Here is a 14,797-nt window from a genome sequence, read left to right as displayed (position 1 = left end):
CGGCCCGCGCCGTGCTAAGCCTGCCGCGACCGGAAAGGCCCCGCCCATGAACGAGAGCACCGCCCGCTTCCTCCCCGCCCGCTTCTTCCAGGCGGGCGTCGCCGAGAGCGACCCCGAACTCGCCGCCGCCATCGCCCAGGAGCTGACGCGCCAGCAGGACGGAATCGAGCTCATCGCCTCGGAGAACATCGTCAGCCGCGCCGTGCTGGAGGCGCAGGGCAGCGTGCTCACCAACAAATACGCCGAGGGCTATCCGGGCCGGCGCTACTACGGCGGCTGCGAATACGTGGACCTGGCCGAGACGCTCGCCATCGAGCGCGCCAAGCAGCTCTTCGGCTGCGCCTTCGCCAATGTGCAGCCGCACAGCGGGGCGAGCGCCAACATCGCCGTGTTCTTCGCCCTGCTGCAGCCGGGCGACAGCTTCCTCGCCATGGACCTCGCGGCGGGCGGGCACCTCACCCATGGCGCGCCGGTGAACTACTCGGGCAAGTGGTTCCGCCCCATCAGCTACGGCGTGCGCGCCGAGGACGGGCTGCTGGACTACGAGGCGATGGAGCGGCTGGCGCGCGCGCACCGGCCGAAGCTCATCATCGCGGGCGGCTCCGCCTATTCGCGCGAGATCGACTTCGCGCGCTTCCGCGCCGTGGCGGACGAGATCGGCGCCTTCCTGATGGTGGACATGGCGCATTACGCGGGGCTCGTGGCGGCCGGCGCCTACCCCTCGCCCGTGCCGCACGCGCATGTGACGACGACGACCACGCACAAGACGCTGCGCGGCCCCCGCGGCGGCCTGGTCCTGACGAACGACGAGGCCATCGCGAAGAAGATCAACAGCGCGATGTTCCCGGGGCTGCAGGGCGGGCCGCTGATGCACGTCATCGCCGCCAAGGCCGTCGCCTTCGGCGAGGCGCTGCGCCCCGAGTTCCGCGCCTACGCGAAGCAGGTGGTGGCGAACGCCCGCGCGCTGGCCGATGAGCTGGTCAAGGGCGGGCTCGCCATCGTCTCCGGCGGCACGGACAGCCACCTCATGCTGGTGGACCTGCGCCCCAAGGGGCTGACGGGCAAGGCCGCCGAGGCGGCGCTGGGGCGCGCGCACCTCACCTGCAACAAGAACGCCATCCCCTTCGACCCGGAAAAGCCCATGGTGACCTCGGGCATCCGGCTCGGCACCCCGGCCGGCACCACGCGCGGCTTCGCCGAGGCCGAGTTCCGCGAGGTGGGGCGGCTGATCGTGCGCGTGCTCGACGGGCTGCAGCAGGCGAACAGCCCCGAGGGGAACAGCGCGGTGGAACAGGCGGTGGCGAAGGAGGTGCTCGCCCTGTGCCAGCGCTTCCCGATCTACTGACGCCCTCGGAGGCCGGGCGCGGCCTCCGGCCGCTTGGCTTCGCGCCGCCGCGGGCGCAGTAGTGGCGCGGTTGGTCTGGGCGCGGCGGCCGCTTCGCGGCCGCATCCCCGAAAGGCGGTTCCCGCCGCCCCGGGGTGCGCCGGTGGGGAGGTTGCTCTTTGCGCTGCCCGTATTGCGGACATGAGGACACCCAGGTGAAGGACAGCCGCCCCTCCGAGGACGGCTCCTCCATCCGTCGCCGCCGCTTCTGCCCCGCCTGCGGCAACCGCTTCACCACCTTCGAGCGCATCCAGCTCAAGGAGCTGACGGTGCTGAAGTCCGACGGGCGGCGCGTGGCCTTCGACCGCGACAAGCTCGTGAAATCCATCACCATCGCCTGCCGCAAGCGGCCGGTGGACGAGGAGCGCATCGAGCGCATCGTCAACGGCATCCAGCGCCGCCTGGAGATGGAGGCGGAGACGGAAATCCCCTCGCGCCGCATTGGCGAGATGGTGATGGAGGCGCTGAAGGGGGTGGACGAGGTGGCCTATGTGCGCTTCGCCTCGGTCTATCAGAACTTCACCGAGGCGAAGGATTTCGGGGCCTTCCTGAGCGGCCTCGAAAAGCCCTGAGCATGGAGGAGGACGAGGCGCAGATGCGCGCCGCCCTGCGCCTCGCGGCGCGCGGCCTCGGCAACACTTGGCCCAACCCGGCGGTGGGCTGCGTGCTGGTGAAAGAGGGCCGCGTGATCGCGCGCGGCTGGACCCAGCCCGGCGGCCGCCCGCACGCCGAGGCGGTGGCGCTGGAGCGGGCGGGCGAGGAGGCGGCCGGCGCCACCGCCTATGTCACGCTCGAACCCTGCTCCCACCACGGCCGCACGCCCCCCTGCTGCGACGCGCTGATCCGCGCCGGGGTTGCGCGCGTGGTGGTGGCGATGCGCGACCCCGATCCGCGCGTGGACGGGCGCGGCCTCGCCAGGCTGCGCGCCGCGGGCGTGGCGGTGGAGGAGGGGCTGCTGGGCGCGGAGGCGGCCCGGCTGAATGCGGGCTTCCTCAGGCGCATCACGGAGGGGCGGCCGCTCGTCACGCTCAAGCTCGCCGCCACGCTGGATGGGCGCATCGCGACGGCGGGCGGCGAGAGCCGCTGGATCACGGGCGCGGCCGCGCGCCGCGCCGTGCATGCGCTGCGCGCCCGGCACGACGCGGTGCTGGTGGGCAGCGGCACGGTGCTGGCCGATGACCCGGAGCTGACGGTGCGCCTGCCCGGGCTCGATCCGGTGCCGATGCTGCGCGTGGTGGCCGATGCGCGGCTGCGCACGCCCCTCTCGGCGCGGCTCGTCGCCACCGCCGGGCAGCACCCCACCTGGCTGCTGACGAGCGCGGGGCATCGCCCCGCCGCGCTGGCGCCCTATATCCGCGCGGGCGTGGAGGTGGTGGCGCTGCGCCGCGCCCCCGGCGGCGGGCTGCCGCCGCGCGCCATGCTGGCTGCCCTGGCCCAGCGCGGCGTGACGCGGCTGCTGGTGGAGGGCGGCGCGGGGCTCGCGGCGGCGATGCTCAAGGCGGGGCTTGTGGACCGGCTCGTCTGGTTCCATGCCCCCGGCGTGATGGGCGCCGAGGGCCTGCCGGGGGTGGGCCCGCTCGGCGTCGCCGCGCTCGCGCGCATGCCGCGCTTCCGGCTGGTGGCGAGCACGGCGCTGGGCGAGGACGTGATGAGCGAATACGCGAAGGAAGAGGGCTGATGTTCACCGGCATCGTCACCGCGCTCGGCACGCTGCGCGAGGTGCAGCCCCTCGGCGGGGGGCACGACATGCGCCTCGTCATCGGCGTCGCGCCCGGGTTTCTCGAGGGGGCGGCGCTGGGCTGCTCCATTGCCTGCTCGGGCGTCTGCCTCACGGCGGTGGAGCTCTCGGCCGACAGCTTCGCCGTGGACGCGAGTGCCGAGACCCTCTCGCGCACCACGCTCGGCGCCTGGCGGCCGGGGCGGCGGGTGAACCTCGAGCGCAGCCTCCGCCTCGGCGACGAGCTGGGCGGGCATCTCGTCTCCGGCCATGTGGACGGGGTGGGCGAGGTGCTCTCCGCCACGCCGGAGAACGCCTCGGTGCGCTGGCGCTTCCGCGCGCCCGCGCCGCTCGCCCCCTTCATCGCGGTGAAGGGCAGCATCGCGGTGGACGGGGTGTCCCTCACCGTCAACGAGGTTGACGGGGCCGAGTTCGGGGTCAACATCATCGCCCATACCGCCGCCGTCACCAGCTTCGGCACGCTGCAGCCGGGCGATGCGGTGAACATCGAGATCGACACGCTCGCCCGCTACGTGGCGCGCCTGATGGAGTTCCGCGCGTGAGCGTCAATCCCGTCGCGACCAGCTTCCACGAGTTCATCTCGCCGCCGGAGGAGCTGCTGGAGGAGGCCCGCCGCGGCCGCATGTTCGTCCTGGTGGACGACGAGGACCGCGAGAACGAGGGCGACCTCGTCATCCCCGCGCAGTTCGCGACGCCGGATGCGATCAACTTCATGGCGCGCCACGCGCGCGGGCTGATCTGCCTCGCACTCACCCGCGCGCGGGTGGAGCAGCTCGGCCTGCCGCTCATGGCGCAGTCCAACGGCACGCGGCACCAGACGGCCTTCACCGTCTCCATCGAGGCGCGCGAGGGCGTGACCACGGGCATCTCCGCGGCCGACCGCGCGCGCACCATCGCGGTGGCCATCAACCCGGAGCTGGGGCGCGAGCACCTCGTCACCCCGGGCCATGTCTTCCCGCTGGTGGCGCGCGACGGCGGCACGCTGGTGCGCGCCGGCCACACCGAGGCGGCGGTGGATTTCGCGCGGCTCGCGGGCCTCAACCCCTCGGGCGTGATCTGCGAGATCATGAACGAGGACGGGACCATGGCGCGCCTGCCCGATCTCGTGACCTTCGCCCAGCGCCATGGCCTCAAGCTCGGCACCATCGCGGATCTGATCGCGCATCGCCGCCGCACCGAGCGGCTCGTGGAGCGGGTGGAGGAGGGCGAAATCCGCCACGCCGTCGGCGGCGACTGGCGCGTGGTGGTCTATCAGTCCTCGCTGGAGCGGGGCGAGCATGTCGCGCTGGTGAAGGGCGATCTCGCGGCGCCCGGGCCGGTGCTCGCGCGCATGCATGCGGGCAATGTGCTGAACGACCTCGTGGGCGGCCGCACGCTGTTCGAGCTGCATGCGGCGATGGAGGCGATCGCGGCGGAGGGGCGCGGCGTGGTCGTGATCCTGCGCGACTGGCGGCGCGACGGCATCTCCCAGCAGGTCCGCCAGGCGCGCGAGGCGCCGAGCCAGCCCCTGCTGCGCGACTACGGCATCGGCGCGCAGATCCTGGCCGATCTCGGCGTGAAGGAGATCATCCGCCTCTCCAACCACCCGCGCCCGCTGGTGGGGCTCGAGGGCTGGGGGCTGCGCGTCGTCGAGACGCGCCCGCTCGCCGGCGAGAAGCTGCGCTGAGATGTCCACCGCCGATGCGCCCGAACGGGCGACCCCGCGCTTCGAGGGCGCGCCCCCGCGCCTGCTGCTGATCCAGGCCCCCTATTACGCCGAGGTGGTGGGCGGGATGCGCCGCGGCGTGGAGCGCGTGGCCGCCGAGGCGGGCGCGAGCCTCGAGGTGGTGGAGGTGGCCGGCGCCTATGAGCTGCCGGCCGCGCTGCGCATGGCCATCCAGGCCGGGCGCGGCTGGGACGGCTTCGTGCTGCTCGGCTGCGTGGTGAAGGGCGAGACCGACCACTACGACCACATCTGCCGCGAAGCGATGGCGGGTGTCATGGCCATCACCGCCGCCACCGGCGCCGCGGTGGGCTACGGGCTGCTGACGGTGCACACGCTGGCGCAGGCCGAGGCCCGGGCGCGCGACGACGGCTACAACAAGGGCGCCGAGGCCGCGCAGGCCGCGCTGATGCAGGTGGCGCTGCGCCGCCGCTGGGGGCTCGGATGAAGCCCAGGCCCGCCGCCGGCCAGGCCCGCCCGCGCACCGGCGCGCGGGTGGCCGCCGTCCAGGCCCTTTTCCAGGCCGAGCAGACGGGCGAGAGCCCCGAGGCGGTGCTCGAGCAGTTCCTGCGCCACCGCATCGGCGCCGCCCCCGGCGAGCAGGGCTTCGAGGACGGGCGCGTGGAGGAGGCGGACACCGCCCTCTTCGCCCGCGTGGTCCGCGCCGCCGCGACCCGGCCCGAGGATCTCGACCAAGTGATCGCGTCCCATCTCGCCGCCGGCTGGGCGATGGGCCGGCTCGATCCGGTGCTGCGCGCCATCCTGCGCGCCGCGGGGGCGGAGCTGCGCGACATGGGCGGCCCGCCCGCGCGCGTCGTCATCAAGGAGTACATGGACATCGCCCATGGCTTCTTCGGCGGCGAGGAGCCGCGCTTCTGCAACGGCGTGCTGGACGCCATGGCGCGCAGCCTGCGCGCGGAGGAGTTCCACAAGGGGTGAGCCTGCCCGCGGAGTTCGCCGCCATCGCGCGGCATTTCCGCCCGCTCGCGGGGGCGGGCGCGCTCGATCTCGCCGATGACGCGGCGCTGCTCGCCCCCCCCGCCGGCTGCGAGCTGGTGCTCGCCGCCGACGCCATGGTGGCCGGCGTGCATTTCCTGGCCGATGACCCGCCAGAGACCATCGGCCGCAAGCTGCTGCGCGTGAACCTGAGCGACCTCGCGGCCATGGGCGCCGCGCCGCTCGGCTACCTGATGACGGTGGCGCTGCCGCGCGGCCTGCCCGATGCCTGGCTCGCCGGCTTCGCCGCCGGCCTTGCGGAGGACCAGGCGCGCTTCGGCCTGCAGGTGCTGGGGGGCGACACGGTCTCCACCACCGGGCCCGTCACGCTCTCGCTCACCATTCTCGGCACGGTCCCGCCCGGGGCGGCGCTGCGCCGCGCGGGCGCGCGGCCGGGCGATGCGATCTGGGTGAGCGGGCGCATCGGCGATGGCTGGCTCGGCCTGCGCGCCGCGCGGGGCGAATGGCCCGACCCTACGGGCGCGCTCGCCCTGCGCTACCGCCTGCCCGAGCCGCGCCTCGCCCTCGGCCGGGCGCTGCGCGGCCTCGCCCATGCCTGCATGGATGTCTCCGACGGGCTGCTGCAGGATCTCTCGCACCTCTGCCGCGCGGGCGGGGTGGCGGCGGAGGTGGAGGCGGCGCTCATTCCCGTCGCCGACGCCGCCGCACCCATCGCCGCGCTCGCCACCGGCGGGGACGACTACGAGCTGCTTCTCGCCGCCCCGCCCGAGGCGGAGGCCGCGCTGCGCGCCGCCGCGGCCGCGGCCGCAACGCCGCTGACGCGGATCGGCCGCTTCACGGCAGGCCCCCCGCGTGTGACGCTGCGCGGGCCGGGCGGCGATGACATCACGCCCGAACGCCTGGGTTGGAGCCATCTGTGACCGCGACGCAAAGCCCCGCCGATGAGCGGCGCATGAAGGCGACCGTCTGGCGCCTGTTCTTCTGCCAGGCGCTGATCAACGCCACCATGGTGGGCCAGGTGGCGATGGGCGCGCTGATCGGCCACTCCCTCTCGGGCGACCAGGCGCTGGCCACCCTGCCCATGGCGGTGCAGATGACGGCGGTGATGGCGGCCTCCATCCCGGCCTCCATGATCTTCGGCCGCTATGGCCGGCGCACGGGCTTCCTGATCGGCGCGGCGCTCTCGCTGCTCGGCTCGCTCACCTTCGCGGCCGGCGTCTGGTTCCAGGATTTCTGGCTCTACAACCTCGGCGCGGTCTTCGCGGGCGGCGGCTGGGGCATCGGGCAGCACTACCGCTTCGCCGCGGCCGAGGCCGCGACCCCCGCCTGGCGGCCGCGCGCCATCTCGCTGGTGATGGCCGGGCCCATCCTCTCGGCCCTGTTCGGGCCGGAGATCGTGAAGCACAGCTACGACCTCTTCGCGCCGACGCTCTTCCTCGGCACCTATCTCGTGCTGGCGCTGCTGCCCGTGATCGGCATGCTGCTGCTCTCGGGCCTCGAGCTGCCGCCCCCTCCGGCGCGCACGGGCGCGCGCACGCCCATCCCCGAAATCCTGCGCCGGCCGGCCTTCGTGGCGGCGGCGGTGGCGGGGCTGGTGGCCTATGGCACCATGAACCTCGCGATGACGGCGACACCGCTCGAGATGATGCTCTGCGGCTTCTCCGTCGGCGCGGCGGCGACGGTGATCCAGGCCCATTCGCTCGCCATGTTCGCGCCGGGCTTCGTCACGGGCCATCTCATCACGCGCTTCGGGGTGATGCGCGTCATCGTCACGGGCGCGGCGCTGACGGCGGCCTGCGTGGGAGTGGCGCTGCTGGGGCGGGAGTTCTGGCACTTCATCGTGGCGCTGACGCTGCTGGGCGTGGGGTGGAACTTCATGTTCGTGGGCGCGACGACGCTGCTCGCCACCAGCTACGCCCCCGAGGAGCGGGTGCGCGCCCAGGCGGCGAACGACTTCATCGTGTTCGGCACCGTGGCCTGCACCGCCTTCCTCTCGGGCTTCGTGCACCACCGCTACGGCTGGGAGGTGCTGAACCTCACCCTGCTGCCGCCGCTCGCCGTGGCGCTGGCGCTGCTCGCCTGGCAGCGGCTGCGCATGGGGCGGGTGCAGGCGGCGGAGTAGCCGCCGCCCCGTTCGGAAAGCCGGACGCAGGGCGCTCCCCTGTTCGGGATTCCGAACGCGCCGGCCGGCGGCGCGGCGGCCCGGCGCGCCGCGCGCTCTGGCATGGCGTTTGCCAAGGGTGGGGCGTGTCCGTCCTGCCCCTTCTCGTCGCCCTGCCCTTCCTCGCCATCCCGCTGGTGGCGCTCGGCCTGCGCGCGCGGCCCGGCGCCGCGCCGCTTCCGGCGCTGCTGCCGCTCGGCCTCTTCCTGGCGCTGCTGAGCCTGCCGCTCGGCGCGGCCTTCACCTCCGAGCGCATCCCCTCCCTCGGCCTCGAGACCTCCTTCCGGCTCGACGGGCTTTCGCGCCTGATGGCGCTGCTCATCACCGGCATCGGCGCGGGGATCTTTCTCTACGCCTCGGCCTATCTGAAGGGGCATCCGGCGCTGCACCGCTTCCTCGCGGTGCTGACGCTGTTCATGGGCGCGATGCTCGGCGCGGTGCTGGCCGATGACCTGTTCAGCCTCTTCGTCTTCTGGGAGCTGACGAGCCTCGCCTCCTTCATGCTCATCGGCTTCGATCATGAGCGCGCGGCCGCGCGCAAGGCGGCGCAGCAGGGGCTGATGGTGACGGTGGCCGGCGGGCTCGCCATGCTCGCGGGCTTCCTGCTGCTCGCCGCCGCGGCGGGCACCACGCGGATCTCGCTGATCCTCGCCCAGGCGGAGTCCATCTCCGCCCACCCCTTCGCGCCCTGGATCGTGCTGCTGGTGGCGGGCGGATGCTTCGCCAAGAGCGCGCAGTGGCCGCTGCATTTCTGGCTGCCCAACGCCATGGCCGCGCCGGCGCCCGTCTCGGCCTACCTGCATTCCGCGACGATGGTGAAGCTCGGCGTCTATCTGCTCGCGCGGTTCAATCCGGCCTTCCAGGAGATGGTACTCTGGCAGGGGCTGCTGACCGGAGCGGGCGGGCTGACCATGCTGACCGGCGCGCTGCTCGCGCTGCGCGAGCGGGATCTCAAGCGCAAGCTCGCCTGGTCCACCGTGGTGGCGCTGGGCACGCTGGTCACGCTCATCGGGCTGGAGGAGCCGCTCGCGGCCACGGCGGCCGTCGTGTTCCTGCTCGTGCACGCGCTCTACAAGGCGAGCCTGTTCCTCATCTCCGGCATCGTGGACAAGAAGGCCGGCACGCGCGATGCGCTGGTGCTGCGCGGGCTGGCGCGCGCCATGCCCCTCACCGCCGCGGCGGCCGCGCTGGCCGGGCTCTCCATGGCGGGCGCGCCCGGCTTCATTGGCGCCTTCGCGAAGGATCTGCTCTTCACCGTGCAGCTCGGCGTGCCCGGGCTGCTGCCGGCCATCGCGCTGGTGGTGAACGCGGCCATGGTGGTGGTGGCGGGCGTGGTGGCCGCCCGCCCCTTCATGGGCCGGCCCATGGAGGCCGACCGGGAGGTGAAGGAGCCGCCGCTGGCCATGCTCGCGCCGCCCATGCTGCTCGCCCTTCTCGGGCTGGTCTTCGGGCTGATGCCGGGCCTGATCTCGGCCGCGCTGATCGAGCCTGCGGCGGGCACGATCCTCGGCCGGCCGACGGGCGTGGCGCTGGGCGAGAAGCAGGGCGACGAGCTGGTGCTGCTGCTCTCCTTCGCCGCGCTGGGCCTGGGCGTGGTGATGTATCTCGGCTGGAGCCGGCTGCAGCCGCGCCTCGCCGGGCAGGAATGGCTCGACCGCTACGGGCCGGACAGCGCCTATGGCGAGGTGCTGCGCGCCGTCTCGCGCACGGCGGTGGCGGTGACGCGGCGCGTGCAGTCGGGCAGCCTCAGGCGCTACCTCGCGCTCAGCCTGCTCATCGTGTTCGGGGGCGCGGGGCTGGTGCTCGTGCTGGCGGGCGGGCTCGCCATTCCCTGGCGTGCGGCGCCGGTGCGGGTGGAGCAGGTGCTGCTCGTGCTGCTCATCGCGGGCGGCGCGGCGGCGGCGGCGCTGATGCGCGCGCTCTTCGCGCAGGTGATGGGCGCGGCCCTCGTGGGCTTCGGCGCGGGGCTGCTCTTCCTCACCCTCGGCGCGCCCGATCTCGCCTTCACCCAGTTCACGGTGGAGGTGATCGCGGTGGTGCTGCTCGTCGCCATCCTCGCCCGGTTGCCCTTCCGTGCGCTGGATGCGCGCCGGGCGAACGAGCGGCGCAACGACGCGCTCCTCGCGGGCCTCGTGGGCGCGGTGGGCGTGGCGGTGATGTTCGCCATGCTCTCCGTGCCCTTCGACGCGCGCATCCCCGAATGGATGGGCCAGGCCGCGGTGCCGGAGGCGAAGGGGCGCAACGTGGTGAACGTGGTGATCGTGGACTTCCGCGCGCTCGACACGCTGGGCGAGATCGCGGTGCTGCTCATCGCCGCGCTGGCGGCGGCCGCGCTGCTGGCGAAGCGGGCGGGGAGGAAGCAGCCGTGAAGGAAAGCCTGATCCTGCGCAGCTCGGCGCGCTACGTGCTCTGGACGAGCCTCGCCGTCTCGCTGTTCATCCTGCTGCGCGGCCACAACGAGCCGGGCGGCGGCTTCATCGGCGGCCTCGTGGGCGCGCTGGGCTTCGTCTTCCACGCGCTGGCGCTCGGCCAGGGGGCGACGCGGCGCGTGCTGCGCCTCGATCCGCTCGCCTGGGCGGGCATCGGGCTGCTCGCCGCCGCGCTGGCGGGGCTGCCCGCGCTGCTGCACCACGGCGAGCCTTTCCTGACGCAGCAATGGCTCGCCGGAACGCCCATCGGCACCGCGCTGCTGTTCGACGTGGGCGTCTATCTCGTCGTGGTGGGCTTCGCGCTCGCCTTCGTGCTGCCGTTTCTTGAGGAGTGAGCCCGTGCGCGCGTCCTCTCCTCCCCGCACGGGGCGCTGAGCCATGGAAATCCTGCTGGCCCTGCTGTTCGGCGTGCTGCTCGCGGGCGCGGTCTATCTGCTGCTCGCCCGCTCCCTGCCGCGGGTGATCGTGGGGCTGCTGCTGCTTGGCAATGCGGCGAACATCGCCATTCTCGCGGGCGGACGCGTGCTGGGCACGGCGCCGCCGCTCGTTTCGCCCGGCGCGCAGGCGCTGGCCGCGGGCGCGGCCAACCCGCTGCCGCAGGCCCTGGTGCTGACGGCCATCGTCATCTCCTTCGGGCTCACGGCCTTCGTCATGGTGCTCGCCTGGTCCGTGTGGAAGGGCGAGGCGGTGGTGGACGCCGAGGCGCTGCGCAGCGCCGAACCCCCCGCCCTGCCGAGCACCGACCCCGTCGAGGCCGCCGAGGCCGAGCCCCGCGCGGAGGCGCGCTGATGGCCCGGCTCGCCGACTGGCTGCTCGCCCTTCCCATCCTGCTGCCGCTGCTGGCCTGCGCGGGCGGGGCGGCGCTGCGTGCCTCGCCGCGCGCCCAGCGCGCGCTGACGGCGTTCGCCGCCCTTGCCATGCTGTTCGCCTCGGCCGCGCTGGTGGCCGTGGTGCATCCCGGCGGGCCCATCGCCTCGCAGATGGGCGACTGGGCGCCGCCCTTCGGCATCACCCTGGTGGCGGACCGGCTCGCCGCCTCGCTGGTGCTCATCACCGCCGTGATGTACGCGGCCTGCGCCCTCGCCGCGCGCGGCGACGCGGAGCTGGGCGAGGCCGAGCCGCTCTGGCACCCGCTGCTCGGCGCGCTGGTGATGGGCGTGGCCGGCGCCTTCCTGGCGGGCGATTTGTTCAACCTCTACGTCTGGTTCGAGGTGATGCTCATCGCCTCCTTCGGCCTGCTGGTGCTGAACGCCGGCGCGGCGGGGCGGGACGCGGCGGTGAAATACGCGGTGCTGAACCTGGTCGCCACCAGCGTCTTCCTCATCGCCATCGGCCTCGCCTACGGGCTCGCGGGCACGCTCAACCTCGCCGACCTCGCGCGGCGCCTGCCGGAGGTGCCCAACCAGGGCGCGGTGGCCGCGGTGGCCTTCCTGCTGCTCGCGGCCTTCGCGGCGAAGGCGGCGGTGTTCCCGCTGTTCTTCTGGCTGCCCGCCTCCTACCACACCGCCCCCGCGCCGGTGGGCGCCATCTTCGCCGCGCTGCTGACGAAGGTGGGCGTCTACGCGCTGATCCGGCTCTTCACGCTGGTCTTCCCAGGCGAGCTGCCCTGGGTGGGGCCGCTCATCGGCATCGCCGCGGCGCTGACCATGGTGATCGGCGTGCTGGGGGCGGCGGCGCACTGGGAAATCCGGCGCATCCTCTCCTTCCACATCATCAGCCAGATCGGCTACATGCTCGTGGGCATCGCCATCGCCACGCCGCTCGCGCTCGCAGGCGCGGTGCTCTACATGCTCCACCACATCGTCGTGAAGGCGAACCTGTTCCTGGCGGCGGGCGCGATCCGCCGCGCGGGGGGCTCCTTCTCGCTCGCCGCGCTGGGCGGGCTGTGGCGGCGCGACCCCTGGCTCGGCCTGCTCTTCGCCATTCCCGCCCTCTCGCTCGCCGGGCTGCCGCCGCTCTCGGGCTTCTGGGCGAAGCTCCTCGTCGCCCGCTCGGGCTTCGAGGCGGAGTGGTACTGGCTCGCGGCCGTGGCGCTCGGCACCGGCATCCTCACCCTCTACTCCATGCTGAAGATCTGGCTGGAGGCCTTCTGGAAGGCCGCGCCCGAGGGCGTGGCGGAGCCGCCGGCGCTGGCGGGCGCCGAGCGGCTGTGGCTGCTCGCCCCCGTGGCGGCGTTGGGGCTGGTCACGCTGGTCATCGGCCTCTGGACCGAGCCCTTCGCCGCCTTCGCCCTGGCCGCGGGCGAGGAGCTGCGCGCGCGCGACGCCTACATCGCGGCCGTGCTGGGAGGCACGCCATGACACCGCGCCCCTGGAACATCCTGGCCTGGCTCTGGCTGCTCGCGCTGTTCCTGCGCGAGCTGCTGCTCTCGGCCTGGACGGTGATCCGCGCCACCCTCGCCCCGCGCCTCGAGGTGCGGCCGGGCGTGGTGGCTGTGCCGCTGCGGCTGCGCTCCGCCGCGGGCGTCACGCTGCTCGCCGACATGGTCACGCTCACCCCGGGCACCACGGCGCTGCACGTCTCGCCCGACCGCTCGGTGCTCTACGTCCACGCCATGGACGTGGAGAGCGCCGAGGCGCTGCGCGCGAGCATCGCCGCGCGGCTCGAAACCCCTGCGATGCGGGTGCTGCCATGAGCCTGCTCGGCGTCGCCATGGCGCTCGCCGGGCTGCTGCTGACCATCGCCGTGGGCCTCACCGCCTGGCGTATGCTGCAGGGCCCGGGCATCGCGGACCGCGCCGTGGCGCTGGATCTGCTGGGGCTGCTCGCGGTGGCGGGGGTGGCGCTGGCGGCGCTGGCGGGGGGGCACCTCGCGCTGCTCGACATCGCGCTCGGCCTCGGCCTCGTGGGCTTCATCGGCACGGTGGGCGTCGCCGCCTTCATCGAGCGCGCGGCGCGCGGCGGGGAGAAGGGCGATGAGTGAGACCCTCGCCGCCGCGCTGATCCTGGGCGGGGCCGTGGTCGCGCTCATCGCCGCGATCGGCGTGGCGCGGCTGCCCGACGCCTTCCTCAGGATGCACGCCGCCACCAAGGCGGGCGTGGTGGGGGCGGGCTTCATGCTGCTCGGCCTCGGCTTCGCCTTCGGCACGGGTGAGGCCTGGCTGCGCGTGGGGCTGATCATCCTCTTCCTTCTGGTGACGGTGCCGCTCGCCTCGCACGCGCTGGGGCGGGCCGCCTATGTGGGCGGCGCGCCGATGTGGGGCGAGACGGCGCTGGACGAGCTGCAGGGCGTGCTGCCGCGCGCCAAGGTGGATGCGGAGCCGGTGCTGCGCCTCGCCCTGCCCGAGCCCGCGGCCGCCCCCGCGCAGGGCCCGCGCCCGCCCGGCGCGGCGCGCCGCCTGCTGCTCGGCCTCGCGCAGGGGCCCGGCGCGGAGGCGGCGCTGCGCGACGGGCTGCTCGCGGTGGCCGGCGCGCGCACGGAGGTGACGCTGCTCAGCCTGCTCTGCGCGCCGAGCCTCGCCAACACCGGCCCGGTGCCGCTGGGCGGCGCCTTCCACGCCAGGCGCCTGGTCGAGCGGCGCATGGCCCAGGCCCGGGAATCCGCCGCGCTGCTTGCCCATGCGCTGGAGCGCGACTGCGATGCGGCGGGGCTGTCCTTCCGCACCCGCCATGAGGAAGGGGACGCCCGGCTGCTGCTGGCCCGCGCCGCCGCCCATCACGACCTGACGCTGCTGCCGCGCGATGCCTGGTTCGACCAGGCGCTGGTGCTGCCCGAGGGCGAGGCGGCGGCCCGCGCCGCGCGCCTGGCCATCCGCGGGGCGCTGATCGCCGTGCCCGGCATGGCCCCGCCCCGCGCCCTGCACTTCCTGCACGAGGGCGACCCGGATTCGGGCGAGAGCCTCAAGCATCTCCTCGGTCTCGGCCTCTTCGCCGCGCTGCCGCTGACGGTCACGCCGCTCGACGCGCCCGGCGCGGTGGAGGCGGCCGAGGAAGGGGTGGCGCTGGCCTGGGCCCATGGCTGGGCCGCCACGCTCGGCGCGCCGCCGCTGCACCCCGACCACCCCGCGCCGCTCGCGGAGTTCAGCGGCGCGGTGCTGGCGGTGCTGCCGGTGCGGATGGCGGGCGCCTCGCTCGCCTGGCGCTCGCTGCGCGGCGCGCCCATCCCGGTGCTGCTGGTGTAGACAGAAACTCCCTCGGCTTGTGGTTCGAGGGAGCACTTGAAGCCGAGCTTTGTGATTTGGGCGGCGAGGTGGCGTGCCTGCTGTTCTGGCGAGCGTTGGTGGAAGTGATTTGGTCCGAGATCGTGCCAGAAGGTTCCGTTTTGGAGCATGTGCCAGACGGCGGTGAGGATGGAGGCGGCGACGGCGCAGATGGCTTTTTTCGGTCCGCGGCGCTGTCGCAGATGGTGGAACTGGGCGCGGAGATAGCTGTCCTTCTTGCGGGTGGCGGCCCAGGCGCACTGGACGAGGGTGGTCTTGAGCCAGGGC

General features: G+C 73.9%; 16 protein-coding genes and 1 pseudogene. 16 read left to right on the top strand and 1 reads right to left on the bottom strand.

Going from position 1 to position 14,797, the window contains the following annotated elements; all coding sequences use genetic code 11:
• The first annotated feature begins 46 nt into the window (after window positions 1–46).
• The 16 genes from glyA (at window position 47) to mnhG (ending at window position 14,491) form a co-directional block, all read left to right on the top strand.
• Entirely contained in the window at window positions 47–1,345 is a 1,299-nt protein-coding gene (glyA, locus tag H596_RS0116010) for a serine hydroxymethyltransferase (RefSeq protein ID WP_027285743.1), read from the top strand.
• 158 nt (window positions 1,346–1,503) lie between these two features.
• The gene (gene nrdR / locus H596_RS0116005; protein WP_027285742.1) at window positions 1,504–1,956 is read left to right on the top strand and encodes a transcriptional regulator NrdR; all 453 of its coding nucleotides are present in this window, start codon (window positions 1,504–1,506) and stop codon (window positions 1,954–1,956) included.
• Window positions 1,957–1,958: 2 nt separating this feature from the next.
• Window positions 1,959–3,062 (top strand): bifunctional diaminohydroxyphosphoribosylaminopyrimidine deaminase/5-amino-6-(5-phosphoribosylamino)uracil reductase RibD, encoded by a 1,104-nt coding sequence (gene ribD / locus H596_RS0116000; RefSeq protein ID WP_037301778.1) that lies wholly within the window; start codon window positions 1,959–1,961, stop codon window positions 3,060–3,062.
• The gene (locus H596_RS0115995; RefSeq protein ID WP_027285740.1) at window positions 3,062–3,664 is read left to right on the top strand and encodes a riboflavin synthase; all 603 of its coding nucleotides are present in this window, start codon (window positions 3,062–3,064) and stop codon (window positions 3,662–3,664) included. Before ribD ends, H596_RS0115995 begins: the two co-directional genes overlap by 1 nt.
• A complete protein-coding gene (gene ribB, locus H596_RS0115990) occupies window positions 3,661–4,788 on the top strand; it encodes a 3,4-dihydroxy-2-butanone-4-phosphate synthase (protein ID WP_027285739.1) in 1,128 nt (375 codons plus the stop codon). Before H596_RS0115995 ends, ribB begins: the two co-directional genes overlap by 4 nt.
• Window position 4,789: 1 nt before the next feature.
• The gene (ribH, locus tag H596_RS0115985) at window positions 4,790–5,272 is read left to right on the top strand and encodes a 6,7-dimethyl-8-ribityllumazine synthase (RefSeq protein ID WP_027285738.1); all 483 of its coding nucleotides are present in this window, start codon (window positions 4,790–4,792) and stop codon (window positions 5,270–5,272) included.
• Window positions 5,269–5,763: a transcription antitermination factor NusB gene (gene nusB, locus H596_RS0115980; protein ID WP_027285737.1), complete on the top strand. Its 495-nt coding sequence runs from the start codon at window positions 5,269–5,271 to the stop codon at window positions 5,761–5,763. Before ribH ends, nusB begins: the two co-directional genes overlap by 4 nt.
• Complete coding sequence (thiL, locus tag H596_RS0115975) at window positions 5,760–6,701, top strand: thiamine-phosphate kinase (RefSeq protein WP_027285736.1); 942 nt, start codon at window positions 5,760–5,762, stop codon at window positions 6,699–6,701. The genes nusB and thiL overlap by 4 nt, the downstream gene beginning before the upstream one ends.
• 32 nt (window positions 6,702–6,733) lie before the next feature.
• Complete coding sequence (locus H596_RS0115970) at window positions 6,734–7,903, top strand: MFS transporter (RefSeq protein ID WP_037301777.1); 1,170 nt, start codon at window positions 6,734–6,736, stop codon at window positions 7,901–7,903.
• A 125-nt stretch (window positions 7,904–8,028) separates the two neighbouring features.
• Window positions 8,029–10,311, top strand: coding sequence for a hydrogen gas-evolving membrane-bound hydrogenase subunit E (gene mbhE, locus H596_RS22010; protein ID WP_051213245.1), 2,283 nt, complete (start codon window positions 8,029–8,031; stop codon window positions 10,309–10,311).
• Window positions 10,308–10,706 carry an MnhB domain-containing protein gene (locus H596_RS0115960; RefSeq protein ID WP_027285734.1) on the top strand — a complete coding sequence of 133 codons (399 nt, stop codon included), beginning with the start codon at window positions 10,308–10,310 and terminating at the stop codon, window positions 10,704–10,706. The genes mbhE and H596_RS0115960 overlap by 4 nt, the downstream gene beginning before the upstream one ends.
• 43 nt (window positions 10,707–10,749) lie before the next feature.
• Window positions 10,750–11,160, top strand: a complete 411-nt coding sequence (locus H596_RS0115955; protein WP_027285733.1) for an NADH-quinone oxidoreductase subunit K — start codon at window positions 10,750–10,752, stop codon at window positions 11,158–11,160.
• Window positions 11,160–12,671 (top strand): proton-conducting transporter transmembrane domain-containing protein, encoded by a 1,512-nt coding sequence (locus H596_RS0115950; RefSeq protein WP_027285732.1) that lies wholly within the window; start codon window positions 11,160–11,162, stop codon window positions 12,669–12,671. The genes H596_RS0115955 and H596_RS0115950 overlap by 1 nt, the downstream gene beginning before the upstream one ends.
• A complete protein-coding gene (locus tag H596_RS22005; protein ID WP_051213243.1) occupies window positions 12,668–13,006 on the top strand; it encodes a Na+/H+ antiporter subunit E in 339 nt (112 codons plus the stop codon). Before H596_RS0115950 ends, H596_RS22005 begins: the two co-directional genes overlap by 4 nt.
• Entirely contained in the window at window positions 13,003–13,293 is a 291-nt protein-coding gene (locus tag H596_RS0115940) for a monovalent cation/H+ antiporter complex subunit F (RefSeq protein ID WP_027285731.1), read from the top strand. Before H596_RS22005 ends, H596_RS0115940 begins: the two co-directional genes overlap by 4 nt.
• Window positions 13,286–14,491, top strand: a complete 1,206-nt coding sequence (gene mnhG, locus H596_RS23065) for a monovalent cation/H(+) antiporter subunit G (RefSeq protein WP_051213241.1) — start codon at window positions 13,286–13,288, stop codon at window positions 14,489–14,491. Before H596_RS0115940 ends, mnhG begins: the two co-directional genes overlap by 8 nt.
• 100 nt (window positions 14,492–14,591) lie before the next feature.
• Here mnhG and H596_RS24680 read toward each other — a convergent pair.
• Window positions 14,592–14,797, bottom strand: a pseudogene (locus H596_RS24680) (IS110 family transposase); the annotation flags it as partial.

It is taken from the genome of Rubritepida flocculans DSM 14296 (assembly GCF_000425365.1).
GTDB classification, from domain to species: domain Bacteria; phylum Pseudomonadota; class Alphaproteobacteria; order Acetobacterales; family Acetobacteraceae; genus Roseococcus; species Roseococcus flocculans.
The sequence above is the reverse complement of the archived record's forward strand: the minus strand, read 5'-3'. Positions and strand labels throughout refer to the sequence as shown.